Genomic DNA, 23,724 nt, shown 5'->3' on the forward strand with positions numbered 1-23,724 from the left:
GCCTAGCGCCAGCCGATCGTCCCGCTCCCGAAACCAGGGACAAGTTACGCTGTTGAAGACCCGTAGGAGGATCCTTGCCCGCTGAGCAGCCCACCATTTTGGCCACGTCTGGAGGCTACAGGCAAGGTGCTCGAACACGCTTGGAGTTTGACCGCCTGCTGCACTACGCCGTGGAGCTTTCCGGAGCCAGCGGACGCCCGCCGCGGGTCACCCACGTGGGTACGGCCGCCGGGGATCAGCGCGGGTTCAATGCGGAAATGGATGAGGCCGCGCGGCTGGCGGGCTTCGACTTCAGCCACCTCAACCTCTTCACCATGCCAAACCACGCAGACCCGGAGGCGCATCTGCTGGAGCAGGACGTGGTGTGGGTGAACGGCGGCTCCGTGGTGAACCTGCTTGCCGTCTGGCGTGCCCACGGGCTGGACGGCATCCTCCACCGCGTGTGGCAGCACGGAGTTGTGCTGGCGGGGGTTTCGGCCGGATCAATCTGCTGGTACCAGGGCGGCACCACTGATTCGTTTGGGCCGGAGCTGCGTGCAGTGCCCAATGGCTTGGCCTTCCTCCCGTACGCCAATGGCGTCCATTACGACTCAGAGGAAAGGCGGCGCCCGCTGGTGCACCGGCTCGTGGCTGACGGAATGCTGGGTGAAACGCACTGCACGGACGACGGCGTGGGGCTGGTCTACCACGGCACGGAACTTGTGGAAGCGGTTGCCGAGGTACGGGGCAAGGGCGCTTACATCGTCACCGCGGAAGCCGGTGGAGCGGATGGAACCACCGCTTCCGAGAGGCGCCTGGAGCCTCGCTTCCTTGGCTGACATCCACAAACTGCCGGCTGTTCGGCTCCGGGATGCGCTCCGCGCGGGAGAGCTTTCAGCGCGGGAAGCCACAGCCCATTTCCTGGCCCGGATCGCAGAGCAGAACCCGTTGCTGGGCGCCTTTGTCACGGTCACGGCGGATCAGGCGATGACCGACGCAGCCGCCGCCGATGCCCGGTTCGTCCAGTTCCGAAAAGACTCCGGGCACGACTCTGCGCGGGACTCCGGAGGCAGCGCGGGCGCCCTGCCACTTCTGCACGGCATGCCGGTGGCATTCAAGGACCTGACCGACGTCGCCGGCGTGGTGACCACCCATGGAAGCGCTGCACTTGACCACAAACCGGCGCCCGCCGATGGCGCACTCGCCAAAGTCCTCAAGGCCGCTGGCGTGGTCTCACTGGGCAAGACGCAGGTTCCGGAGTTTGGACTGACGGCGTACAGCGAAAACCGCATCGCACCGCCGTCGCGCAATCCCCATGCCCCGAGCCGGAGTTCCGGCGGCTCCTCCGGGGGCAGCGCTGCCGCGGTGGCCGCGGGCCTGCTTCCGTTCGCGCCAGGGACCGACGGCGGCGGTTCCGTCCGCATCCCGGCCGCCGCCTGCGGCCTCGTGGGACTCAAACCCGGCCGCGGCGTGGTGCCGTCGGGCGAGAGTTCAGGCGACCCCGCCCGCCTGGTCGTAGCGGGGCCCCTGGCCCGCAGCGCAGCCGACTCGGCCCTGCTGATGGATGCTCTGGCGCCGTCCCCTGACAGCAGTTATCTCGACGCCGTGGCGCACGAACCCCGCCCGCTGCGCATAGGCCTGACCCTGGAAAGCCCCTGGTTTGCCACCTTTCCGTTCACGCCCGAACCCGAAGCCCTGGCCGCGCTGCAGGCGGGCACCGAAATGCTGGAGCATGCCGGGCACGCCGTCAGCGAAGCCGCCATCCGCTACGACAACCGCTACCCGGACGCCTTCACCACCGCGTGGACCGCCGCCGTCGGAACCGCCCGGATCAGTCCGCACCGCGAAGCGCTTCTGGCCCCGCTGACCCGTACGTTCAGGCGCCGGGCCCAGCAGCGCAGCGCCGCAAAACTCAATGAATCGCTGGCGTTCCTGCGGCAATTCGAACGCGACACGATCACGCAGTACGGCGGCTGGGACCTGATGCTGATGCCGGCCCTGGCGCAGACGCCGCGCCCCGTGGGCTGGTTTACCGGCGCCACGCACGGCGACGAACCGTGGCCGGCAGCAGAATGGCCCGGGGACGCCGACGGCGACTACCGCCGGCAGTGCGAATTCGCCCCGTGGTCCTCCATGGTGAATGTCTGCGGCCTGCCTGCCATCACCATTCCCGTGCACTGGACCGGCGGGCAACCAGCGCATGGCCTGCCGATGGGGATCCAGCTTGTAGGACCGGCGGGATCGGAACTGCTCCTGCTCCAGGTGGCGGCCCAGCTCGGCTTCTGATGCCAGTTTGAACGGCTCCGGGTGTCGACTCCGGGGCCGATCCGGAGGACGATTAAGGGGCAGTCACTATGAGGAGGTCTGTGATGTGCTATTCATCGATGGAGGATTTCGGGTGGCGTAACAAGAGAGAAGCCGACCGGAAACCCGAAGCGCACCAGGAAACACCGCCGGACCGGCCGGAGCCGCATTACACGGCCCAGGACTTCACCTTCTGGGCCTTCCCGCGTCGCCGGCGGACCCATGAAGCCCAGGAACCGGCCCCTGAGCGCAGGCGCGAGAAAGTCTGATTTTGCGAGTCAGGCCCACCTGAAGAAAGGCCCCCTGCCGGGGGCCTTTCCGCTGCCCGGACGTGGGCGCCTACCCGCCGAGCTCCCGGAACTTCCTGGACCGTGCCGCCAACAGTTCAGAAACCGGAACACCAGCCAGGGTCCCCAGCTCGTATTCGATGGCCCGGGCCATCCGGGCGCAGAACTCCCTGGGCTCCAGTGACGCGTCGTCCCGTTCATCCACGATGTGGTCCACCAGGCCGTTGGCGTAGAGCGCGCCTACATTGACGCCTTGGGCGTCGGCCATCTGCGGCGCAAAATCCGTGGTGCGGTGCACAATCGCGCTGGCCCCCTCGGGCGGCAGCGGCGACAGCCAGCTGTGCTGGGCGGCGATGGTCCGGTCCGCCGGGAGCAGCGCCAGCGCGCCGCCGCCGGCGCCCTGCCCCAGCAGCACAGAGACCGACGGCGACTCCAGCCCGATCAGTTCGTGGAGGGACCGTGCGATCTCGCCGGCCAGACCGCCTTCTTCCGCTTCCTGCGACAAGGCCGCACCTGCGGTGTCGATGACGGTCAGCAACGGCAGACGGAGTTCCTCGGCAAGCTTCATCCCCCGCCGCGCCTCCCGCAGGGAACCGGGACCCATTCCGGCTGCGTCCTTGCGCAGGGGGCGGGCATGGCCCAGGACGATGCAGGACTGTCCGCCGAACCGGGCCAGGGCCAGCAGGAGGCCAGGGTCCTTTTCGCCCTGGCCTGTTCCGTTCAGGGGAAGGGCGTCATCGGCGCCGTACCGGAGGAGCTGGCGCAGGTCCGGGCGGCGCGGCTGCCTGGAAATGCCGATGGACATCCACGCGTCCACGGCCGCCGGCCGCACGGCGAGGGTTGCCGGTCGGTGAACGGGCCCGGCAGTGGGACTCGTCGTGGGCTTCGCCGCGAGGATGTCCAGTGCCCGCCCGATAATCTCCGCAAGCTCTGACGGTTCCACGACGGCGTCGATCAGGCCCTTGCTGAACAGATTCTCCGCCACCTGCACACCGTCCGGAAAGGCCTCCCCGTGCAGGGCTTCGTAGACGCGCGGGCCCAGGAAGCCCAGCAGCGCCCCCGGTTCGGCCACGTTGATGTGGCCCAGCGAGCCCCAGGAGGCCATCACTCCCCCGGTGGTGGGATGCCGCAGGTAGACCAGATACGGCAGCCCGGCCTGGCGGTGGGCACGCACGGCCCCGGTGATCTTTACCATGGACAGGAACGCCAGGGTCCCCTCCTGCATACGCGTTCCGCCTGAAGCGGGGCCTGCCAGCAAGGGGAGCCCTTCGGCGGTAGCCCGCTCCACGGCGGCGACGATCCGCTGGGCTGCCGCATGGCCGATCGATCCGGCCAGGAAGGAGAATTCGCTGACGATGACCGCCACCCGGTGTCCCCGGATCCGGCCGGATCCGGTGATGACTGATTCGTCCGTTCCGCTCCGTTCCCGCGCCTTTGCGAGGTCGCGGGCGTAGTCCACGTTCGCGTCCGGCTGCCGGACAGGCATGTCCCAGGAGACGAACGTGCCCGGATCAACAACGGCCGCCAGCAGCCCGGCCGCGTCCAGGTGCCTGACCTTTTCCGTCGTCAGCACCTTAGTTCACCCCCGCAACGGCCGCAGACATGCCCAGCCACTCGCGGATTTTCTGTCCGTCCCCGTTCAGAAGGGGCGGCGCATCGTGTTCGGTCGGGGTGGTCTCTGCTGCGTCGCCGCGTGAGAAAAACCTCAGCGGGGGCCCGGGCAGGCTGACCTTCCCAAGCACCGGATGCTCCACATCAACCACCAGCCCCTGCGATGCCACCTGCTCCCAGGCGTACACCTCGTCCAGCGAGCGCACCTTCCCGGCCGGGATCCCGGCGTCGTTCAGTTTTTCGAGCAGCTCGGCGGCACCATACGCGGCAAAAACGCGTTCGACGGCGGCAATCACCGCCGTGCGGTTTCGCACCCTCTCCGCGTTACTGGCGAAGCCCGTCGCTGCCGGATCGAGGCCAAAGGCCGCGGCGAACGAGGACCACAGCTTTTCGCTGCCGACGCTGATCTGGACGGACCCGTTACGGCACGCGAACAGGCCGTAGGGGGCGATGGACGGGTGGTGGTTGCCCTGGGCCTGGGGTACTTCGCCGGCGACGGTGGTGCGTGTCCCCTGGAAGGCGTGGACGCCGATGAGCGACGCCAGCAGTGAGGTGCGGACGATCTGCCCGGCGTCGGTCCTGTCCCGCTCCACCAGCGCTGCGAGGACGCCGAAGGCCCCGTTCATTCCGGACAGGAGGTCGGCGATGGGCACACCCACGCGCTGGGGGTCCTCCGGCCCGGAGCCGGTGAGCGACATCAGCCCGGCCTCGCCCTGAAGGATCTGGTCATAGCCGCTGCGCTGGGACTCCGGGCCGTCGTGCCCGAACCCGGTGATGGAGAGGATCACCAGCCGCGGATTGAGGTCATGCATCGCGGCGGTGGAGAAACCGAGCCGGTCCATCACGCCGGGGCGGAAGTTTTCAATGACGACGTCGGCACGTTCCAGCAGCCCGCGCAGCACCTCCTGCCCGTCAGTGCCTTTCAGGTCCAGGCTGATGGACTCCTTGTTCCGGTTGCAGGACATGAAATAGGTGGACTGCAGATCGTCCTCGGGCCCGACGAACGGCGGGCCCCAGCCGCGGGTGTCGTCACCGGATCCGGGGTTCTCCACCTTGATGACGCGGGCACCGAGATCGGCCAGCATCATGCCGGCGTGCGGTCCTGCGAGCGCCCGGCTCAGGTCCACCACGAGGTGCCCTGACAGTGGGCCGCTCCTGTGGTCTTCGTCTGTTCTGCTCATTGCTGGATTCCTTCGGGGTGAGGTTGGTGCACAATTGCCGGCAAAGCGGCCCGTGCTGGGCGGGATCGGGGCGGGCACTTAGAGCCAGCCCGGAACCACCAGGGCCAGCCACGCGAGGAGCGGTCCGGCCACGATGACGATCCCGCTGTAGCCGAGGATCTGCTTGTAGAAGCTGTCCTTGTCCACGCCTTCCGGGGCATTGGCCAGGACCAGTGCCCCGTTGGTGGAGAACGGGGAAACGTCCACGATGGTGGCGGCGACCGCGAGCGCACAGATCACGCCGACGGCGCCGATCTCACCGGTGGAGAGGAACGGCACGGCCAGCGGGATGAGGGCGGCGAGGATGGCCGTGGAGGATGCGAACGCGGACACAACGGCGCCGATGTAGCAGATGAGGAGGGCCGCCAGCAGCGGCATGCCCATGGCGGCCACGCCGTTGGAAACAAACTGGATGGTTCCGGCCTCCTCCAGGACTCCGACAAACGTGAGCATGCCGCAGATCAGGAGCACCGTTGACCAGCTGATCTTGTTGATCGCGCCCTTCTGGGCCTTCGGCGAGACCAGTGCCAGCACGATGGCGATGGTGATGGATACAAAGCCGACGTCGACTTTGAAGCCCAGGGCAATGACGGCCAGTGCGATCAGGCCGGCGATGGTCACCAGCTGGGGGATCCGCTCCGACCGCTCCTTGGTGGCTGCGACGCCGTCGCCTGCATGGTCGCGGGGGCCGTACATGCCGGAGCCGAAGCCCTTGAACGGAACATCTGATCCTGCCTTGGCGCCAACACTCACGGCCATGCGGGCTTCGGCAGCCTGCTCTACGAAATGGCTCACCCGGGAGGACAGGAGGGCCCGGCCGCCCAGGACAATGAACAGCACGAGTGCGATGACGAGGTTGAACACCAGGCTGCTCAGGAAGAGCGCGGTGGGGCTGAAATCCAGGTTTGTCTTGGCGAGGATGCCGTTGACTGTGACGCCGTAGACGGCAATCGGGGAGAATCCGCCGGCCTGGGCGCCGTGGATAACCATCATGCCCATCAGCAGCGGGCTGATCTTGTACTTACCGGCGAAGCTGAGGGCAATCGGGGCAATGATGGCGACGGCGGCGGGAGACAGTGCGCCAACGGACGTAATGAGCGCGGTGACGGCAAACATAACCCACGGAATCAGGGCCACCCGGTTGCCCACCATCCTGACGGCCCCGCGGACCAGGAGGTCGATGGTGCCGTTGTTCTGCGCAATGGCGAAAAGGTAGGTGACCCCGACGATGGTCAGGAACAGGCCGCCGGGAAAGTTAGCCAGGATCTCGTTAGTGGACATGCCCAACACCACGCTGCCCAGCAGGAAGGAACCGACAAACGCAAGGGCACCCATGTTCAGGGGCAGGACGGTGGCGAGCAGGAACATTGCGGCCAGGATGATGATCGATAAGACAGGAGCGGACATCGTTGGTCCTCCTAGGAAGGAAAAATGTGACGTGAGTAACTGACTCACTGGACTAGCCTCCTAGACACTAGGTCTATCTGTCAATACGCCTGCCGTGTATTCTTGGGGAAACCGACGACATAGTGAGGCCCATGTGGAGAAGACGGCACGGCTTGGCCTGGAGCGCGTATCGCGGCCACGGCTGTACGAGCAGCTGGTGGAGCAGATCCTGGCCTATATCGAGTCCGCCCAGCTGGTGCCGGGCGATCTGCTGCCGGCCGAACGCGACCTGGCCGATCGGCTGGGGGTTTCGCGGGCGACGCTGGCCCAGGCGCTGGTGGCGCTCGAAGTGCTGGGAGTGATCGATGTGCAGCACGGTACCGGCGCCGTCCTGGCCCGGCGGTCCAGCGTGGCATCAGTGATCAAGGGCCTGCGTGAACACCAGAGCCGGCTGCCGGAAATCGTGGAGGCGCGCAGCACCCTTGAGGTGAAACTGGCCGCACTGGCCGCGGAACGGCGCACGGAGGAGGACCTGGCGGCCATCGACGCGGCCTTGGAGGTCATGGCCGCCGAAATCGGAGGGGGCGAGCGCGGCGCGCACGGCGACGAGCTGTTCCATCAGGCGGTCACCGGCGCCGCCCACTCAGCGGTACTGGCCCAGCTGATGGCGGTCATCGCCGAAATGATCCTGGAAACGCGGATAGAGTCGTTGGGACAGCCGGGGCGGCCCGAACAGTCGCTGGCCTCGCACCGGACCATTGCAGACGCCATCCGCGCGCAGCACCCCACTGGTGCAGCCGCAGCCATGTTGGCCCACATTGAGCTGGTCTCGGACGTGGAGCTGCTCCGCTGATCCGTCAGGACGCCGGCGGCCGGCCGGGTGCGTTACCTCCCCAGGCTGGCTCAGTATGAGTACCCGGACGAGCGGTACATGGCCAGTCCGATGATGACGAACAACCAGAACGCCCCGTAACCCAGCAGGCAAAGGTAGCCCAGGACCAGCCCGGTGATGGACATGCCCTTGCCAGAGGGTTCCCGGCGGAGGGCCAGATGGCCGGTGATGATTGCGGCGATCTGCGGAATCATGAACCAGCCAAGGATGACCGAGGAAATCCCGAGGACCATGCTGGCGATGCTCAGGCCCTTTGGCTGCTGGGCGGGCATGCCGTAGTAGGCGGGCTGCCCGTACGCCGGCTGGCCGTAAGGGCTTGCGGGCTGGCCATACGTCGCGCCGTACGGATCGCCAGGCTGGCTGTAGGCACCGGGTTGGTTGTACTGGCCTGACTGGCTGTACTGGTCCTGGCCAAACTGATTCTGGCCGTACGGGTTCTGGTCATACGGCGGCGGCGCCGGAATGCTTGGGCCCTGCGGCGGCACAAACTGCGGCGGCTCGTAGCCTGCCGGCGAATCGCCGGGTCCCGCACCGGACCCTTGCGAATCAGGGCGCGGAGTTGGCTGGTCAGTCATGATTTTCCCCATTCGAAGTCTCCGCTTCCCAGCCTACCGCCGCCTGCATCACGGGCCTACAGCCGCACTCATCCAGTGCTACCGCCCCCAATACGGCAGCACGTAGACAGCAAAAACCACAAAGGCAGCCAGGAACATCAACCGGGTCATTCCATTGGCCGCGTCGTGCTGCGCCTTCGACTTCCTGGCGCGTCCCGAGCCGCCGCTGCCGGCCCCACTACGCGCCCCACGGCGGGTGCCATAGGCGGGGTGCCGGGGCCCGCGCTGGCCCCCTGTCTGCCCGGCCCGCGGCGGCCCAGCCACCGGCGGCCCTCCACCCTTCGGCTCTACGGTCGGTGACTTAGCCGGCTCTACGGTCGGTGACTTAACTGTCAGCGGCTTCACGGTCAGCGAGTTCACTGCAGGACTTTCCGCCGCGGATTCCTGCGTGAGCTGCTCGCCGAGGTGCGCATACAGGCCCACCACCGTCTGCTGGTCCAGCACCGGGGGCAGCGCCAGGACGGCAGCAACAACGCGGTCTGCCCCTGCCACGGCGACGTCTGAATTGGTGATGCCGAAGAGGTCCGGCTGCCCGGTGAGGCAGATCAACGGGCGGACGAACCGCCGGTGGGGCGGCGCCAGCACGGATGCGACGGCGGCGCACTGCGCCAATGCCCCGTCAACCGACTGCGTCCTGGCAAACCGGCCCTGCCACAGGACACCGGCGGCGACACTGACCTCTCCGGTCCAGTTCTTGGCATCGACCACCACCACCCCGCCAGGACCAACCAGCACATGGTCAAGGATGGCTTTGGGCCGCCCGGGCCAGTGGACGTCGTTCAGCAGGTACCAGCCGTGCGGAATGAGCAGGCTCAACCTGTCCGCCACAAGCCGTTCGCCCACAGCACTGGCGTCCCACGACTTCGTGGCCCGTTCGGCCTGATCGAGTTGGCGTTTCAGCCGCTGCACCCTTTCTGCAGCAAGCCTCGACTGCTCGGCCGCGCCGTCTCCTGCCCCCATGACCTACCCCCTGGCTCCCGCATGCCAACTCACTGCAGTGTGCGACTTACTGCAGTGCCAGACACTTACCGCACTGCCCGACGGCGGCGCTCCCCGCCGTCGGGCATTCTTTCCTGAGCTTTTCCGAACGTAGCAGCGCCGCGGGGAGCCGGTATATAGGTACTTTCGGGGCCAGTACTTGCTTTGACTACTTGCTGCCAAGCGTCCGGCGGGGACTTTTCCGCGTCATAGGGACCGGATTATGGACCGCGCGTTTTGACTCCAGCCCACGTCTGGCATGCTGGTGCCATGGCTAGCCGCGCGGGCACAGTTGCCCAACCCCAGGACCTTGTTGACATCACTGCGCTCCTCGACGCGTATTACGACATCACGCCGGATATGGGTGATCCCGGCCAGCGCGTGGCGTTCGGCACTTCCGGGCACCGCGGCTCGAGCCTCAAGGCGTCGTTCAACGAAAAACATATCGTCGCGATCACGCAGGCAATCGTGGAATACCGCGCCGGGCAGGGCATCACCGGCCCGCTTTTCCTGGCGAAGGACACCCACGCCCTCAGCGAGCCGGCGCAGAACTCCGCCCTCGAGGTCTTCGCCGCCAACGGCGTGCACGTGCTGATCGACGCACGGCACGGGTACACCCCCACACCCGCGCTTAGCCACGCGATCCTCACCTACAACAACAACCGCCAGCCCGGCACTCCGGAAGCGGACGGCATTGTGGTCACGCCCAGCCACAACCCGCCCGGAGACGGCGGCTTCAAGTACAACCCTCCGCACGGCGGCCCGGCCGATTCCGACGCCACGGGCTGGATCGCCAACCGCGCCAACGAACTCCTCGAAAGCGACCTGCGGGGAGTGAAGCGCATTCCCGTCTCCGACGCCCTCGCCGCGGACAGCACCGGCAAGTTCGACTTCCTCAGCAGCTACGTTGACGACCTCCCGTCCGTGTTGAACCTGGACGCCATCCGCGAGGCCGGTGTCCGCATCGGCGCCGACCCCATGGGCGGGGCTGCAGTGGATTACTGGGGCGAGATCGGCGAGCGCCACCACCTGGACCTGACCGTGGTGAACCCCACCGTGGATCCCCAGTGGGCGTTCATGACCTTGGACTGGGACGAGAAGATCCGGATGGACTGCTCCTCGCCGTTCGCTATGGCTTCCCTGATCAACAGGATGTCCGACGGCGGCAGTTCAGCCGCGTTCGACGTCGCCACCGGCAACGACGCCGACGCCGACCGCCACGGCATTGTGACCCCGGACGGTGGCCTAATGAACCCGAACCATTACCTCGCCGTCGCCATCGATTACCTCTACCGCAACCGCAGCGGCTGGAACCCCAACTCGGTGGTGGGCAAGACCCTGGTTTCGTCCTCGATCATCGACCGTGTGGCGGAAAGCCTGGGCCGCAAACTGGTTGAGGTCCCTGTGGGCTTCAAGTGGTTTGTGCCGGGCCTGCTGTCCGGCGAAGGCGCGTTCGGCGGCGAAGAGTCTGCCGGCGCTTCCTTTAACAAGCTGGATGGCAGTGTCTGGACCACCGACAAGGACGGCATCCTGCTGGCGCTGCTGGCCTCGGAGATCACCGCTGTCACCGGCAAGTCGCCGTCCCAGCTGTACAAGGGCCTGACCGACCAGTTCGGCGCCCCCGTCTACGCGCGCATTGATGCAGCAGCCACGCGGGAGCAGAAGGCGGCACTCGGCAAGCTCTCGCCGTCGGACGTCACCGCAACTGAACTGGCCGGCGAAACCATTACCGCCAAGCTGACCGAGGCGCCCGGCAACGGCGCGTCCATCGGAGGGCTCAAGGTGGTCACGGAGAACGCCTGGTTCGCTGCGCGCCCGTCCGGGACCGAGGACGTCTACAAGATCTACGCCGAGTCCTTCAAGGGCGAGGAGCACCTCAAGCAGGTCCAGGCGGAAGCCAAGGCGCTGGTGGACGGCGTCATCGCCTAACCTCCCCAAAAAAAGACCAAACGCTCTCTCACTTAATGCGCTTAAATGACCGACGCTCTCTCACTTTCGTCAAGAAAGTGAGAGAGCGTCGGCGTTAAAGCCGCATTAAGTGAGAGAGCGTTAGACGGTGCGGACAACGTCCTCGTAGCTGAACTTGGGCTTCGCTGCGCCCCAGGCGTCTGCGCCGGCCTGGCCGATGTTGACCACCAGGAAGCTCATCTGGTCGCCGGCCGGGAAGAACGCGGCGTCGATGGCACCGAAGTCGGCTCCGGTCATCGGGCCGGCTGCGAGGCCGAGGGACCGGACGGCCAGGATGAAGTAGCCGGCCTGCAGGTGGGCGTTGTTGTTGCCGGTGGACGCAGCCAGGTCCGGGGCGGCGTCGTACATGGCCTTCGGAGCGTTGTATTCGGGGAGGAAGTTGTCCCATTGCTCGGCCCAGGCGGTGTCGTAGCTGAGGATGGCAACCAGCGGCGCGGAGGCGGTCTTGGCCTTGTTGCCGTTGGCCAGGGTGTCGACCAGCGTGGCGCGGGCCTCGTCCGAGCGGACGTAGGTCACGCGGAGGGGCTGGGAGTTGAAAGCCGTGGGGCCGAACTTCGTGAGCTCATAGATGGCGCGGGCCTGGTCCTCGGTCACCTCACCGGTAAAGGAGTTGGCCGTGCGGGCCTCGGCAAAAATGGCGTCGACGGCGGCCGAATCGATAACCGCTTCTTCGTGGGCAATAGTCATGGCGTACCTTTCGCTGGGCCGCTCATCGCAAATGATGGGCCGGCGGTCTGCTTTCCATAGTTGTAACTTCAAGCAGGCCGGACCTCTTCCCAATACGCAGGTGACGTTCACCACAGCGGAGGCGGGATTTCTGCTTGACCCCTCCAGAAAGCCTGAGGAACATGGGCGGTAAAGGCGCAGCCTGCCTGATCGTGCTCCCTGCGCCGCCCGACCCCAGCAGGGACGTGAAAACATGTCGGAGCCTCGGAATCGCCCATCACGGATCCGGTTCTCCGCCGTTCTGGCCGCCATCGTGGCAGTCGTGCTGACGGGCTGCACAGCGGCACCGCCGGCGCCTGTGCAGGTCACCCGAGCGTCCGTGACGTACCGGACCATCCTGGCGGAATTCAGCAAAAGGATGCTGGACCTCGGAGCCCCGGCAGTCCTGATCGAGGCGCGGATCGACGGCGAGACATTTTCGTCGGCTCGCGGGGCCCGCAGCCTCGAAACGTCGACGCCGGCTGAGGTCACCGACCCGGTCCACGTCGCCAGTGTCACCAAGTCCATGGTCGCCGTTTCGGTCCTCAAGCTCGTCGAGGAAGGCATCATCCAGATCCAGGACCCGGTGGGACGACACCTCCCCGAATTCGACACCCTGATGAAGCCGCCAGGCCCTGTCACGGTGGAGCATCTCCTGCGGCACACCAGCGGAATGCCCAACTATCACGACCCGCAACTGACGTCGCGCACGCTGCAGCAGGCGCTGACGCAGCCCATCACGGCTGAAGAAATTCTTGCCCTGACAGCCATCGTGCCCTGGGTGCTGACGCCCGGCGACCGCATGCTGTACGCCAACGCGAACTACATTACCCTTGGCCTCATCGTGCAGCGCCTGCGCGGCCAGCCCATCGCCCAGATCTTCCGGTCAGACATTATCGACCCCCTCAGGCTGACCGGCACGCATATGACCGGCCCCGGTCCGGCACCCGCAAACATGGTCCATGGCTACATCACTGTCGACGGCGTTCGGCTGGACACTGCGTACCTGGCCGGGCTCATCGGCAACACCGCGGCCGGCCTCGTCTCGACTGTCGGCGACGTGAACACGTTCTACGCTGCGCTCATGGACGGGCGGCTCCTGAAGCCCGACACCGTCAAGGAGATGCTGCTGGCGCCCGAGGGCTACGGGCTGGGCCTCGACCGGTGGGGCGACGCCTGCGAAGGCGGCTTCTACTACGGCCACGCGGGCGACACGGCAGGATACGGAACGATGGCCCGACAACCCCGGACGCCAGGCGCCAGTTGACCATTAATCTGGCGTATCCACCTGGACCGCTAAACCTCACCCCGTACGCGCCCAGCAATGAGCTGGCCTGGGAAGTATTGAGGATCGCGCGGAAGGCACTCGACAGCACTTGCTGAACCCGGACCGGGCCGCGCGGTATTGTTGCACCGGAAGATCCCAGCCCCAGCGGCAACCCCCTTGAAAGGCCCCGACCATGAGCATGCTCGGAATGAAATGGAAGCTCCACGGCACCGGCAAATCGATTAAGCCCGGCCACGTGGTTGCTCCGGATGAGCGGCTGGCCTGGCCTCTGACCATCGGCGTGGGCATGCAGCACGTCGTAGCCATGTTCGGAGCCACCTTCCTGGTGCCCATCATCACCGGGATGCCACCGGCCACCACCCTCTTCTTCTCCGGCATCGGCACGCTGCTGTTCCTGGTCATCACCAAGGGGCGGGTGCCCAGCTACCTCGGCTCCAGCTTCGCGTTCATCGCGCCCATCATGGCGTCCCAACAGCAGTTCGGCGTGCCCGGCGCGCTGGGCGGAGTGGTGCTCGCCGGCGTCGCACTGGCCCTGATCGGCGCGATCGTGCAGAAGTTCGGCGCGGGCTGGATCAACCGGCTGATGCCGCCCATCGTCACCGGCGCCATCGTGGCACTGATCGGCCTGAACCTTGCACCCGCGGCGAAAATGAACTTCGACGCCGCCCCCGTCACCGCCGTCATTACGCTGGCCACCATCATCCTGGTCGGCGTTCTTTTCCGCGGAATCGTCGGCCGGCTCAGCATCCTCGTGGGCGTGGTGGTGGGCTACCTCGTCGCCATGCTGCGCGGCGAAGTGAGCTACGAAAAAATGGAAGCCGCCGCCTGGATCGGCCTCCCGCACTTCCAGACCCCCGAGTTCCACGTGGGCGTGCTTGGCCTCTTTGTCCCCGTGGTACTGGTCCTCGTGGCCGAAAACATCGGGCACGTGAAGTCCGTGGCGGCCATGACCGGCCAAAACCTCGACGGCGTCTCCGGCCGCGCGCTGATGGCCGACGGTGCCGCCACGGTCCTCGCCGGCATCGGCGGCGGCTCCGGCACCACCACGTACGCGGAGAACATCGGCGTTATGGCGGCCACCAAGGTGTATTCGACGGCGGCGTACTGGGTTGCCGGCGTCTTCGCCATTGTGCTGAGCTTCTCGCCGAAATTCGGCGAACTCATTGCCACGGTCCCGCCGGGCGTGCTGGGCGGAGCGGCCACCATGCTCTACGGCATGATCGGAATCCTGGGCGTCAAGATCTGGGTACAGAACAAGGTGAACTTCTCCAACCCGGTGAACCTGACCACCGCCGCCGTCGCGCTGATCATCGGTATTGCCGACTACACGTGGACCATAGGGGAACTGACGTTCACGGGCATCGCCCTCGGCTCAGCCGCCGCCCTGGTGATTTACCACGGCATGAAAGCCATCGCGAAGGCCCGCGGCTCGGTGGCTGAACCGGAAACGGAGCAGGCGGGCCTGCCTCCTGCCGTGAGGGCCGCCGTCAACGCAGCAGCGAAACGCGCGCCGAAGAAACGCTGACCTTTTCGGGCCCCGGGTCAGGCTCCTGCGTCAGGCCGCGCGACCGCCGCCGATGAATGGTCCGGGCGGGGTTCCGATGCCGAAGACCGGCCGCGGCTCGGGACGCTTGGCGGACAGCTCCGCTTCTGGCGGGTGCTTCAGTTGCCGGATCACCCACGGAACCAGGTATTCCCGTGCCCAGATGAGGTCCTCGGTCCTGGCCTCCTTCCAGCTGCGGGGCAGCGGCGGCTTGGGCGCCAGGGGCTCCAGCGTGTGCGGGACACCCAGGGCCTTCAGCACGGCCGCGGCGATGGTGTGGTGCCCCAGCGGTGAGAAGTGCAGCCGGTCCGGATCCCACATGCCCGGGTTCGACAGTTCGCGCAGGAACCACAGGTCAACCATGACCGCGTCATGGCGGGCCGCCACCGCGTGGAGGTTCTCATTGAAGATGGCCACTTTGCCGCGGATCTGGCTGAAGACCGGCGTCGCACCCCAGTCCGGCCCGGCAAAGAGGACCACGGTGGCGCCGGACCTTGCCAGTTGTGCCACACCGTCGTCGATTTTTTCTGCGAGCCGGTCAGGATCGCTGCGCCGGAAAACAATGTCGTTACCGCCGGCGGAGAGCGTGACCAGGTCAGGTTTCAGGGCGACCGCCGCGGCAAGCTGGTGGTCGAGGATCTGCTGTACCAGCAGGCCCCGGACGGCAAGGTTGGCGTAGGCGAAATCAGGCTGGTTCGCACTGAGCTCCTCGGCCACACGGTCCGCCCAGCCGCGGAAACCGCCCTCGCTGCGCGGCTCGGGATCCCCGATCCCCTCGGTAAAGGAATCGCCCAGTGCCACGAGGCGGTGCCACGGGTGGGGCGCCGGTTCCACAGCGGTGTTCTTGGCTGCAATGTCCTGTTTCCAGACGTTCATGCCGTGCTCCCTGTTTTGTAGGGTCCCTCGCTGAGGGAGGGGGTTTCAAGTCCAGCGAGTCCCCGGAAAGGGGCGTTTTCCCGGCCACGTCCGGCCGGGTCCAGGCGCGAGGCAGCCACAATATTCAAGGCGGTCTCACGAAGCCCCTGGCGGGTATGCCGCGCGACGGTCCGGAGGTACTGCAGGGCCGCCTCATGGCCGAGTCCGTAATCGGATTTGAGGGCGCTTACTGCCAGGTCCATAATCACCATGGAGCTTTGGGCTACCGCAAGTTGCGCGCCGGCTTCGGCCCGCTCCGCCACCCGCACCACCATCCACAGCGACCGGGCAACCTGCCGCGCATACCGGCGCGTCCTGATGATGTCCTCGCTGGTGAAGGCGTGGGGAGTGGACGCGTAGAGGCTCAGTGCGGCGCTCCAACCGGCGGCGGCCGCAATCGGCATTGACAGCAGCGACCTGACGCCGTGGTCCGCGGCAGCACTGGCATAGCCCGGCCATCGCCGGTCGCGGGCGACGTCGGCCAGGTGCACAAAATCCCCCGTGCGCACGGCCTCAAGCACGGGTCCGTCTGCAAACGAGCACTGTTCTTCGTCTGCGGCGCGGGCCGCGGGGGTGCCGGCGGCGGCGGTTCGGGCCGATCCGCGGCGGAAGAAGGTGGCAGCCCAGCTGATCCCGCGGGAATCGCCATCGATGTCGCGCATGAACTCGCGGGTAACCGCAGCAAGGAAGTCTTCAACATCCGTGCTGTCGAACACCACATCCTGGGGGTCGGGAAGCGATTCCCAGCCCGGCTCCCCCGGTGTCTCCGCGGCCATGTTCCACGCCTAGGTTCGAAACGCGTGGCCCACTGCAAAACCTGCTTCTAGGATACGTCCGGTGAAGGCCCCCCAGGGCGTGGACCACCCACATAAAAACCGCAGTCCGGGCACAGAACAGTGCTTACCCGGCGTCGAAACTTTCGTCGCCGTCGTCGTTCGGTGATTCGTCCTTGGCGCGGTCGGTTCCGCTGCCGTCCGGCAGGCCGGCAGCATCCTGTCCGGATTCTGACGAGAAGGGTTCAGAACCCTGCGAATCGGCGTTGGCGTCGTTGATCTCCGCCTCGGCGGAGGGCACGACGGCGTCGCGCGGGATGGGCGGTTCGCCCGGCTCGAACCCGGGATCATTGGTGTCACTTTCGGCGTGGTGCTGGTCATCGGTGCCACCGAAACGGCCGGCACCCGGCTCGCCGGCACTGTCCTTGTCTTCCTCATCGAAGTGGCTGAGATTGGGCGTGCCCGTGGCGAACGTTTCGCCGTCGGGGCTGTTCTGGTTCAGGCCGGCGGCATCAAAGTCCTCTTCCTCACGGGGCTGGGCGAACTGCTTAGTCTCCGCGCCGCCCACCTCCTGTTCCGCCGTCGGCGTGCCGTAGCCGCCCACTTCCACGTGCGGTTCTGTGCGCTGGTTGTCCTGACTCATGGTTCCTCCTGTTGTGGATGTGAATCTGACGTGCAAACTTCGTTACAGGCCCTTGCCGCCGGTCACCGGCAGCACTGCTCCGGAGATGTAGGATCCCTGGTCGGACGCCAGCAGCACATACGCCGCGGCCAGCTCCGCCGGCTGACCCGCCCGCTGCAACGGCGTGTCCTGCCCGAAAGTGGGCAGCTTGTCCGGCCATTCCGTGGCGGGGATCAGCGGAGTCCAGATGGGGCCGGGGGCCACCGCGTTTACGCGGATTCCCTTTGGTCCCAGTTCCTGGGCCAACGCCTTGGTGAAGGCAACCTGCGCTGCCTTGGTCATGGCGTAGTCGATCAGCCCCGGCGAAGGATTAAGGGCCTGGATGGAGGCCGTAGTAACGATCGAGGAGCCGGCTTTCAGGTGCGGAACTGCGGCCCGGGCCGTCCAGATCAAGGAATAGAGATTGGTCTTGAACACGCGGTCGAATTCCTCGGTGGGGAGTGACTCGAAGCTCTCGCGGTTCTTCTGGTAGGCGGCGTTGAGCACCACCACGTCCAGACCGCCGAATTCAGCCACAGCATCAGCGACGATCCGGGTGCTGAAGTCCTCCTCCCGACCGTCTCCGGCCAGCAGCAGCGCGCGCTGGCCCGCTTTGCGGATCCAGGCGGCGGTGTCCTGGGCATCTTCCTCTTCTTCCGGAAGGTAGGAAATTGCGACGTCGGCCCCCTCGCGGGCGAACGCGATGGCCGCCGCCTTGCCGATCCCGGAATCGCCGCCGGTGATGAGCGCGGCCTTACCCTGCAGCGCACCGCGCCCCTCGTAGCTGAGTTCGCCGTGGTCCGGCTTCGGATCCATCGGCGCGGTGAGTCCCGGCTGCTTCTGTTCCTGCTTCGGGAAGGGCCCGGAGTAATAGCCGTCCCGGGGGTCTGTGGGCGGGCCTGTCCGGTTCTGCGTATCGCTCATAGTCCACCTCTTCATTGAATCGGTTTTCGAAGGGCTCCGGCCGGCACCGGCTCTTTGAAACTATCCCGCCCGGAGGAGCAAAGTCCAGCGCCCGGAGGAAATAATCAGTAAACTTATCAAACGTTGCCCTTGGCGCAGCTTCAGCCTAGTTTTGGAGCACGCCCAGCCCCGGAGCAAGGAGAAACATGTCGGATGTGGAGGACTTCACCGGCAGCACCGGCCGGAATGAAACCCGCGAGGAGCAGCTTGACCGGAACTGGGCTGAGTTGCTGCAGGAACTCCGGGTGCTGCAGACCGGGGTCCAGATCCTGGCCGGTTTTCTCCTGACGTTGCCGTTCCAGCAGCGGTTCGAGGACCTGGACGATTTCCAGGTGGCCCTTTACCTCGTCAACGTTGTGATCGCGACGCTGACCACCGCCTTTATCCTGCTTCCCGTCAGCGTCCACCGCCGGCTCTTCCGCCAAAGGCTCAAGGAAACCCTGGTCTCCAGCGCAGACACCATTACCAAAATTGCCTTGGCCGGCGTGGGGATGCTCAGTGTCGGGACAGCCGCCCTTGTCTTCGACGTGACGGCCGGCCGAGCCGCCGGCCTGACCGCCGGCGGAATCCTGCTGGCAGTCCTTCTGGTGCTGCTGGCTTATGTCCCGCTGCGGCTCAATAAACGCGCAGCCGAACAGTAGCCAGGTCAATAAGCCAGCAAGCTGCTGGGGATCCATTCGAAGGAGTGCACATGCGCACGTGGGCCAAGGAACACGGGCTTTTGCTCGCCAACGCCGGACTTTTCCTGGCGTTTTTTGTTGGCATGATCCTCTCCGGAGCTGCCGCCTACGGCGAGGACCAGGCGGCCCACGGGCAGCCGGGAGTCACGGTTCTGGACTACCTGTCTACGGGAAATTTTGTGGAGCCCACGTTTGAAAACTGGGAATCCGAGTTCCTGCAGATGGCCATGTACGTGATCCTGACCGTGTTCCTTTTCCAGAAGGGTCCTCCGAATCCAAGCCTGTGGGCAAGGCTGCGCCGCAGGACCAGGATCCGCGCGATGCCACCATCAGCGAGGCCACGCCGTGGCCGGTGAAGCGCGGCGGCCTGGTGCTGAAGCTGTATGAACACTCCCTGTCCTTGCTCCTCCTGGCACTGTTCATCGCCTCGTTCACACTGCACGCCTTCGGCGGCACGTCCGCATACAACGAGGAACAGCTCAGCCACGGCGAGTCCCAAGTGACGATCCTGGAGTATCTGGCCACCAGCAGGTTCTGGTTCGAATCCTTCCAGAACTGGCAAAGCGAATTCCTCGCCGTGGCGGTCCTGGTGGGCGCCTCCGTCTACCTCCGCGAAAAGGGCTCACCGGAGTCCAAGCCGGTGGCCGAGCCGCATTATGAGACCGGGGCCTGAGCGGCGCGCGCCTAGTCAGCCGCAGCCCAAGCAGTAAGCCCAGCGCCGCCGGGGGCTGGCTTCAGGCGCCTTCCAGAACCTGGCTGGTAGCCCAGGCCAGGTGTTTTGCCGCGTTGGCGACGGCGTCTTCCGGGCTGGCCGCGACATCCAGCAGCTGCGCGGCGGCTACCACGCCGTGCGCCGCGAGGTCCTCGGGCGTCACCATGATCCGCCCCGCCACCACGATCACCGGAATCCCGCGTTCCCGGGCGGCGTCGGCGAGCGCGATGGGGGCCTTGCCGGTCAGCGACTGCGAGTCCATGGAACCCTCGCCGGTGATCACCAGGTCGGCGTTGTCCAGTTGGCCCGCGAGGCCGGTGAGCCCGGCGACGAGCGCGAACCCGCCTTCCAGCCGGGCGTTGGTGAAGGCAAGGAACGACGCCGGGAAGCCGCCCGCCGCCCCGGCTCCCGGGATGTTGACGTCCCGGCCAGTCGCCTCCCGGAGTACAGACGCCCAGTTGCGGAGACCGGCGTCGAGCTGTTCCATTGCCTCGTCGTCGGCGCCCTTCTGGGCCCCGAAGACGTGGGCCGCGCCTGTGGCGCCATAGAGCGGGTTCTGGACGTCCACGGCGATCCTGAACGAGGCGGCGGACAGCCGGGGATCCAGTCCGGTGGCGTCCAGGGCTGTAACGTCGGCGAGTGATCCGCCGCCCAGCGGCACAACGTTGCCGGCGGCGTCCAGCGGCTTGAGGCCCAGCGCACGCAGGGCACCGCTGCCGCCGTCGGTCATGGCCGATCCGCCCAGACCCAGCACAATCTCGGTGGCTCCGGCGTCGAGGGCCGCGGCGATCAGCTGTCCGCAGCCGTAGCTGTGGGCCCGCAGGGCGTTGGCGGGGGTGGGCTCCATCTCGGCCAGGCCGGAGGCCTGCGCCGTCTCGATGACGGCGGTAGCACCGCCGTCGGCGTTCTTCCGGATGGCCCAGGCGGCGCCCACGGGGGCGAGGATGGGACCCACGACGGCGTTGAGCCGCTCCTCGTAGCCGGCCGAGACGGCAGCCTCCAGGGTTCCTTCACCGCCGTCGGCGATTGGAAACTGGTTGGCGACGGCGTCCGGGTAGACGCGCAGCGCACCTTCGGCGATGGCGGCGGCGGCCTCCGCGGCGGTGAGCGAGCCCTTGAACTTGTCCGGAGCGATGAGAATGCGCATGCCGTCCATCATGCCAGCCATGTCCGGGAAAGCGCTTGCCCAATCCGGCATGCGGACAGCGCGGGACGCCCCTACCGGCGGGCGTCGGGATCTTTGGCCTTGAGCACCGCAAAGTAGCCCGGTACGCGGCTGTTCCCAGCGGCGTCCATCAGCGGGTTGGTCTCGATGGTCGCGGCCCCGTCCTCCACCAGCGTCCACCGGTCCTTGGGCATCACACGGGCGAGCTCCTGCGGTCCGAAATGGGCCGGCATGGGCAGTGTCCGGATCGCGAGCTCCAGCGGGGCCGGGATGCTCCGCAGCGACGCACCCAGATGCGCGACGTACTCCACCGGGTTGCCCGGGAAGTTCGTCTCCGCCAGAAAGACTGTGCCGCGGGCGCCCACGAGCTGCCTCAGATTTTCCATCAGCGCGGCCTGATCGGCCTCGGTCAGAACGTGCAGCACGCCACGGACAAAGACGTTGGCATCCGTGGATCCCACCAGCCCGGAGACAGCCCCCAGCTCGGTCATGTCACGGGCCAGGTAGCTGACACCCTCAACGCCCGCCGATTCGTCCCGGGCACGGGCCACCGCGTGCGCAGACACGTCAACGCCCAGCACCTGCGGTGAAAAAGCAGTCAGCGCGCGGCTGAAGGCGCCGTGCCCGCACCCCACATCCACCACCGGAAGGTTGGGATCGAAGTGCCGCTGCAGGATGTCCCGGTAGCCCAGCAGCTCCTGGTCCGTGCCGGAGTCCCACAGCACGTCACTGCGGGCGCCTGTCCGGGCGATTCCGGCCCAATACCTGTCCCAGGCCGCGGTCCTGTTTTTGGGAGCCGACCAGGACAGCCTGATCAGTTTGGGCAGGATCAAGTACTTCCGCAAGGCGGCGAGCACCGGTTTCGCTGGGGATGGCATCGTACAAATATAAGACGCCGAACACGCCGCAGCAGTTTGGCCGGGCGGGTCCGTTCAGGCGGTGGCCGCTGGCTCCTTCAGCAGCCAGGCCATGGCATCGTCGCGGGACGTAAAGAACCGGGTGGGGCAGGGCAGTTTGTTGATACCCAGGATGAAGTTGGCCAGTACTTTGTCAACGGGCGACGCCCCCAGCAGCGCAACGGGGGAGGCCTGGCAGGGGCGGCCAAAAACCGTACGGGCTCCCCGGCTGACCTTGGCCGTGGTGGCCATATCCACCAGCATGGGGTGTCGGCGGGCGCCGCACAGGTCATTGACCTTCTGCATGGCCGCCTCAGCGTCGGATTCCGTAATGGACACACCCCGCGGCCACTTCAGCTGGATAACACCCCGTTCATCCAGCGTCAGGTCCGTCTTGGCCGCTTCTGCAGGCTGACTCGTCACGATTACCCTCCGCGCATTCTTATAGGAACAGGTATGCTCCGTCACCCTACAATGTACTCAGTCAGGAGCAAGCAGGTGCTCACTCAGGAGCGAAGGGGGCAGGTTTGCCAGCGGTCACACCACATTTCGCAACCGTGCCATACCTGGCTGTCGTTGCGGACCCCGACGCCGGGCGCCGGGAATTCACCACGGCGGCACTGGAAGCGGCGGGCTTCACGGTCAAAACTGCCGGCGACGCCGCCAGCCTGTCGGCGCTTCTGGACCAGCGCGAGCCCTCCGTCCTGATCCTGGACAGTTCACTCTCCGACGTCGACGCGACCGCCCCTGTGCTGGTCCTCGTGGATCTCGACAGTCCGGCAGAGGTCAAGTCAGTGGAGCATGCCGGCGTACGGGACTCCATCGCCAAGCCGCCTGCTGCCAAGGAACTCGTCCACCGCGCCACAGCCCTGATCAACCTGGTCTCCCGCCGGAACGAAGCGCGGCAGGAAGCGGAGACGCTCCGCGAAAGGCTGCGGCAGGTATCCGCGGCGGTCCGCGGAACCAACCATCCGCAACAGATCGCCGACTTTGTGGTCAGGGGGTTCGGCGAGACGTTCGGCGCGGACCGCGTCTGGCTGACCACATTCGACGACGACAGGGTGCCACCCATCACCGCCCAGTGGCAGCGGCCCGGCCTTGCTCCGCTGCCCGAAGGATTGTTCACGAACGAAGACCCGGCGCGCAGGACGGCTGACGCACTGTGGTCGCGGGCTGAGGCCCTGACGGCGGACGGAGAGTTCGCACCGCTGGGCACCGGCGACGTCCAGCTGCCGGCCGAACTCGCGAAGCTGCGCGCCGCCGCATCCGTGGCCGTCCCAATGGGGGACGGCAGCTCGTCCCTGGGAATTATTTGGATCGCCCTGCTTAACTCGCCCAGGGAATGGTCGCGGGCCGAGCTGGCACTGATCCAGCACGTGGCAGGCAATACCGCCCACGGCCTGATCCAAAGCCACCTGATCACCAGCCAGCAGCAGGTGGTCAAGCAGCTCCAGCAGCTGGACAAAGCCAAAACCGACTTCCTGGCCACCGTCAACCATGAGCTCCGCACGCCGCTGACATCGATCATGGCGTACCTGGACATGATCCAGGAGAATACGTCCGATCCCGTGTCCAGCGAGGTCCACCAGATGCTGGACATCGTGGTCAGGAACACGGAACGGCTGCGGTTGCTGATCGAAGACATGCTGAGCGTTTCCCGCAACGGGCATGAACAAAGCCCGCTGCACCTGACCCCTGTCCGGCTGGCTCGGACTCTGGAGATCGTCACCGCCGCGCTCAGGCCGCTCGCGACAGTGCAGAACGTCGCCATTGTGATGGCCCGCGCCTCGGAGGATCAGGAAATCCTTGCCGATGAGGTTCAGCTCCAGCAGGTTTTCACGAATCTGGTCTCCAACGCCATCAAGTTCACCCCCGGCGGCGGACAGATCGACGTCGTCAGCCTGACGCGGGCAGATGCAGACGGCACCCGCTGGGCGACGGTCAGCGTCTCGGACAGCGGGATAGGGATCTCCAGCGACGAGATAGCCCACATCTTCACCCGCTTCTACCGCGCCTCGAACGCGATGTCCGGGGCGGTTCCGGGCACCGGACTTGGGCTCGCCATCACGCAGGACATCGTCCAACGCCACGGCGGCCGCATTGACGTAACCTCGGAGCTGGGCGTTGGCACCACTGTCACCGTGAACCTCCGCCTTGGAGCCCACGCGTCCCACGGAACCTGAA

The 23,724-nt window shown here is 66.4% G+C and carries 21 protein-coding genes and 1 pseudogene; 9 read left to right on the forward strand and 13 right to left on the reverse strand.

The window, feature by feature from the left end:
- Positions 1 to 74: 74 nt before the first annotated feature.
- Both ACX80M_RS14955 and ACX80M_RS14960 read left to right on the forward strand, forming a co-directional pair.
- Entirely contained in the window at positions 75 to 818 is a 744-nt protein-coding gene (locus ACX80M_RS14955) for a Type 1 glutamine amidotransferase-like domain-containing protein (protein ID WP_252610904.1), read from the forward strand.
- Positions 811 to 2,265 carry an amidase gene (locus ACX80M_RS14960; RefSeq protein ID WP_252610903.1) on the forward strand — a complete coding sequence of 485 codons (1,455 nt, stop codon included), beginning with the start codon at positions 811 to 813 and terminating at the stop codon, positions 2,263 to 2,265. Before ACX80M_RS14955 ends, ACX80M_RS14960 begins: the two co-directional genes overlap by 8 nt.
- Positions 2,266 to 2,622: 357 nt before the next feature.
- Here ACX80M_RS14960 and ACX80M_RS14965 read toward each other — a convergent pair whose 3' ends face one another.
- The 3 genes from ACX80M_RS14965 to ACX80M_RS14975 all read right to left on the reverse strand — a co-directional run bounded on the left by ACX80M_RS14965 (position 2,623) and on the right by ACX80M_RS14975 (position 6,808).
- Complete coding sequence (locus ACX80M_RS14965; protein ID WP_459309911.1) at positions 2,623 to 4,143, reverse strand: carboxyl transferase domain-containing protein; 1,521 nt, start codon at positions 4,141 to 4,143, stop codon at positions 2,623 to 2,625.
- Position 4,144: 1 nt separating this feature from the next.
- Entirely contained in the window at positions 4,145 to 5,362 is a 1,218-nt protein-coding gene (locus ACX80M_RS14970; RefSeq protein ID WP_252610901.1) for a CaiB/BaiF CoA transferase family protein, read from the reverse strand.
- A 78-nt stretch (positions 5,363 to 5,440) separates the two neighbouring features.
- Entirely contained in the window at positions 5,441 to 6,808 is a 1,368-nt protein-coding gene (locus tag ACX80M_RS14975) for an SLC13 family permease (RefSeq protein WP_252610900.1), read from the reverse strand.
- Between the two features lie 133 nt (positions 6,809 to 6,941).
- Here ACX80M_RS14975 and ACX80M_RS14980 point away from each other — a divergent pair, with 133 nt between their 5' ends.
- A complete protein-coding gene (locus ACX80M_RS14980) occupies positions 6,942 to 7,640 on the forward strand; it encodes a FadR/GntR family transcriptional regulator (protein ID WP_459309912.1) in 699 nt (232 codons plus the stop codon).
- Positions 7,641 to 7,690: 50 nt separating this feature from the next.
- Here the strand turns inward: ACX80M_RS14980 and ACX80M_RS14985 are convergent, their stop codons facing one another.
- Both ACX80M_RS14985 and ACX80M_RS14990 read right to left on the reverse strand, forming a co-directional pair.
- Positions 7,691 to 8,254, reverse strand: coding sequence for a DUF4190 domain-containing protein (locus ACX80M_RS14985; protein WP_459309913.1), 564 nt, complete (start codon positions 8,252 to 8,254; stop codon positions 7,691 to 7,693).
- Between the two features lie 78 nt (positions 8,255 to 8,332).
- Entirely contained in the window at positions 8,333 to 9,253 is a 921-nt protein-coding gene (locus ACX80M_RS14990; RefSeq protein ID WP_252601827.1) for a nuclease-related domain-containing protein, read from the reverse strand.
- A gap of 288 nt (positions 9,254 to 9,541) precedes the next feature.
- Here ACX80M_RS14990 and pgm point away from each other — a divergent pair, with 288 nt between their 5' ends.
- Complete coding sequence (pgm, locus tag ACX80M_RS14995; RefSeq protein ID WP_459309914.1) at positions 9,542 to 11,200, forward strand: phosphoglucomutase (alpha-D-glucose-1,6-bisphosphate-dependent); 1,659 nt, start codon at positions 9,542 to 9,544, stop codon at positions 11,198 to 11,200.
- A 120-nt stretch (positions 11,201 to 11,320) separates the two neighbouring features.
- On the opposite strand, the gene ACX80M_RS15000 is transcribed toward pgm, so the two are convergent.
- Positions 11,321 to 11,926 carry a malonic semialdehyde reductase gene (locus tag ACX80M_RS15000; RefSeq protein WP_459309915.1) on the reverse strand — a complete coding sequence of 202 codons (606 nt, stop codon included), beginning with the start codon at positions 11,924 to 11,926 and terminating at the stop codon, positions 11,321 to 11,323.
- A gap of 292 nt (positions 11,927 to 12,218) precedes the next feature.
- Between ACX80M_RS15000 and ACX80M_RS15005 the strand changes: the two genes are divergently transcribed.
- Both ACX80M_RS15005 and ACX80M_RS15010 read left to right on the forward strand, forming a co-directional pair.
- Positions 12,219 to 13,211, forward strand: coding sequence for a serine hydrolase domain-containing protein (locus ACX80M_RS15005; protein WP_459309916.1), 993 nt, complete (start codon positions 12,219 to 12,221; stop codon positions 13,209 to 13,211).
- 193 nt (positions 13,212 to 13,404) lie between these two features.
- Complete coding sequence (locus ACX80M_RS15010; RefSeq protein WP_252610894.1) at positions 13,405 to 14,757, forward strand: uracil-xanthine permease family protein; 1,353 nt, start codon at positions 13,405 to 13,407, stop codon at positions 14,755 to 14,757.
- Positions 14,758 to 14,787: 30 nt separating this feature from the next.
- Here ACX80M_RS15010 and ACX80M_RS15015 read toward each other — a convergent pair whose 3' ends face one another.
- The 4 genes from ACX80M_RS15015 to ACX80M_RS15030 all read right to left on the reverse strand — a co-directional run bounded on the left by ACX80M_RS15015 (position 14,788) and on the right by ACX80M_RS15030 (position 18,048).
- Positions 14,788 to 15,651: an SGNH/GDSL hydrolase family protein gene (locus tag ACX80M_RS15015; RefSeq protein WP_252601993.1), complete on the reverse strand. Its 864-nt coding sequence runs from the start codon at positions 15,649 to 15,651 to the stop codon at positions 14,788 to 14,790.
- Positions 15,648 to 16,466, reverse strand: a complete 819-nt coding sequence (locus tag ACX80M_RS15020; protein ID WP_252610893.1) for a GAF domain-containing protein — start codon at positions 16,464 to 16,466, stop codon at positions 15,648 to 15,650. The genes ACX80M_RS15015 and ACX80M_RS15020 overlap by 4 nt, the downstream gene beginning before the upstream one ends.
- A gap of 124 nt (positions 16,467 to 16,590) precedes the next feature.
- Positions 16,591 to 17,106 carry a hypothetical protein gene (locus ACX80M_RS15025; RefSeq protein ID WP_252601988.1) on the reverse strand — a complete coding sequence of 172 codons (516 nt, stop codon included), beginning with the start codon at positions 17,104 to 17,106 and terminating at the stop codon, positions 16,591 to 16,593.
- A gap of 42 nt (positions 17,107 to 17,148) precedes the next feature.
- On the reverse strand, positions 17,149 to 18,048 hold the full coding sequence (locus ACX80M_RS15030; protein WP_252610892.1) for an SDR family oxidoreductase: 900 nt from the start codon (positions 18,046 to 18,048) through the stop codon (positions 17,149 to 17,151).
- A gap of 185 nt (positions 18,049 to 18,233) precedes the next feature.
- Between ACX80M_RS15030 and ACX80M_RS15035 the strand changes: the two genes are divergently transcribed.
- Together ACX80M_RS15035 and ACX80M_RS15040 are read left to right on the forward strand one after the other, a co-directional pair.
- Positions 18,234 to 18,728 (forward strand): DUF6328 family protein, encoded by a 495-nt coding sequence (locus tag ACX80M_RS15035; protein WP_252601982.1) that lies wholly within the window; start codon positions 18,234 to 18,236, stop codon positions 18,726 to 18,728.
- Between the two features lie 50 nt (positions 18,729 to 18,778).
- Positions 18,779 to 19,440 (forward strand): annotated as a pseudogene (locus ACX80M_RS15040) (DUF6766 family protein).
- 61 nt (positions 19,441 to 19,501) lie between these two features.
- On the opposite strand, the gene ACX80M_RS15045 reads toward ACX80M_RS15040, so the two are convergent.
- From ACX80M_RS15045 to ACX80M_RS15055, 3 genes are all read right to left on the reverse strand, one after another.
- Positions 19,502 to 20,626 carry a glycerate kinase gene (locus tag ACX80M_RS15045; protein WP_252601979.1) on the reverse strand — a complete coding sequence of 375 codons (1,125 nt, stop codon included), beginning with the start codon at positions 20,624 to 20,626 and terminating at the stop codon, positions 19,502 to 19,504.
- Between the two features lie 71 nt (positions 20,627 to 20,697).
- Complete coding sequence (locus tag ACX80M_RS15050) at positions 20,698 to 21,522, reverse strand: class I SAM-dependent methyltransferase (protein WP_252610891.1); 825 nt, start codon at positions 21,520 to 21,522, stop codon at positions 20,698 to 20,700.
- A 54-nt stretch (positions 21,523 to 21,576) separates the two neighbouring features.
- Positions 21,577 to 21,963, reverse strand: coding sequence for a DUF7793 family protein (locus ACX80M_RS15055; protein WP_459309917.1), 387 nt, complete (start codon positions 21,961 to 21,963; stop codon positions 21,577 to 21,579).
- A 134-nt stretch (positions 21,964 to 22,097) separates the two neighbouring features.
- Here ACX80M_RS15055 and ACX80M_RS15060 point away from each other — a divergent pair, with 134 nt between their 5' ends.
- The gene (locus ACX80M_RS15060; RefSeq protein WP_252601973.1) at positions 22,098 to 23,723 is read left to right on the forward strand and encodes a sensor histidine kinase; all 1,626 of its coding nucleotides are present in this window, start codon (positions 22,098 to 22,100) and stop codon (positions 23,721 to 23,723) included.
- Position 23,724 lies beyond the last annotated feature (1 nt).

It is taken from the genome of Pseudarthrobacter sp. MDT1-22 (genome assembly GCF_054511035.1).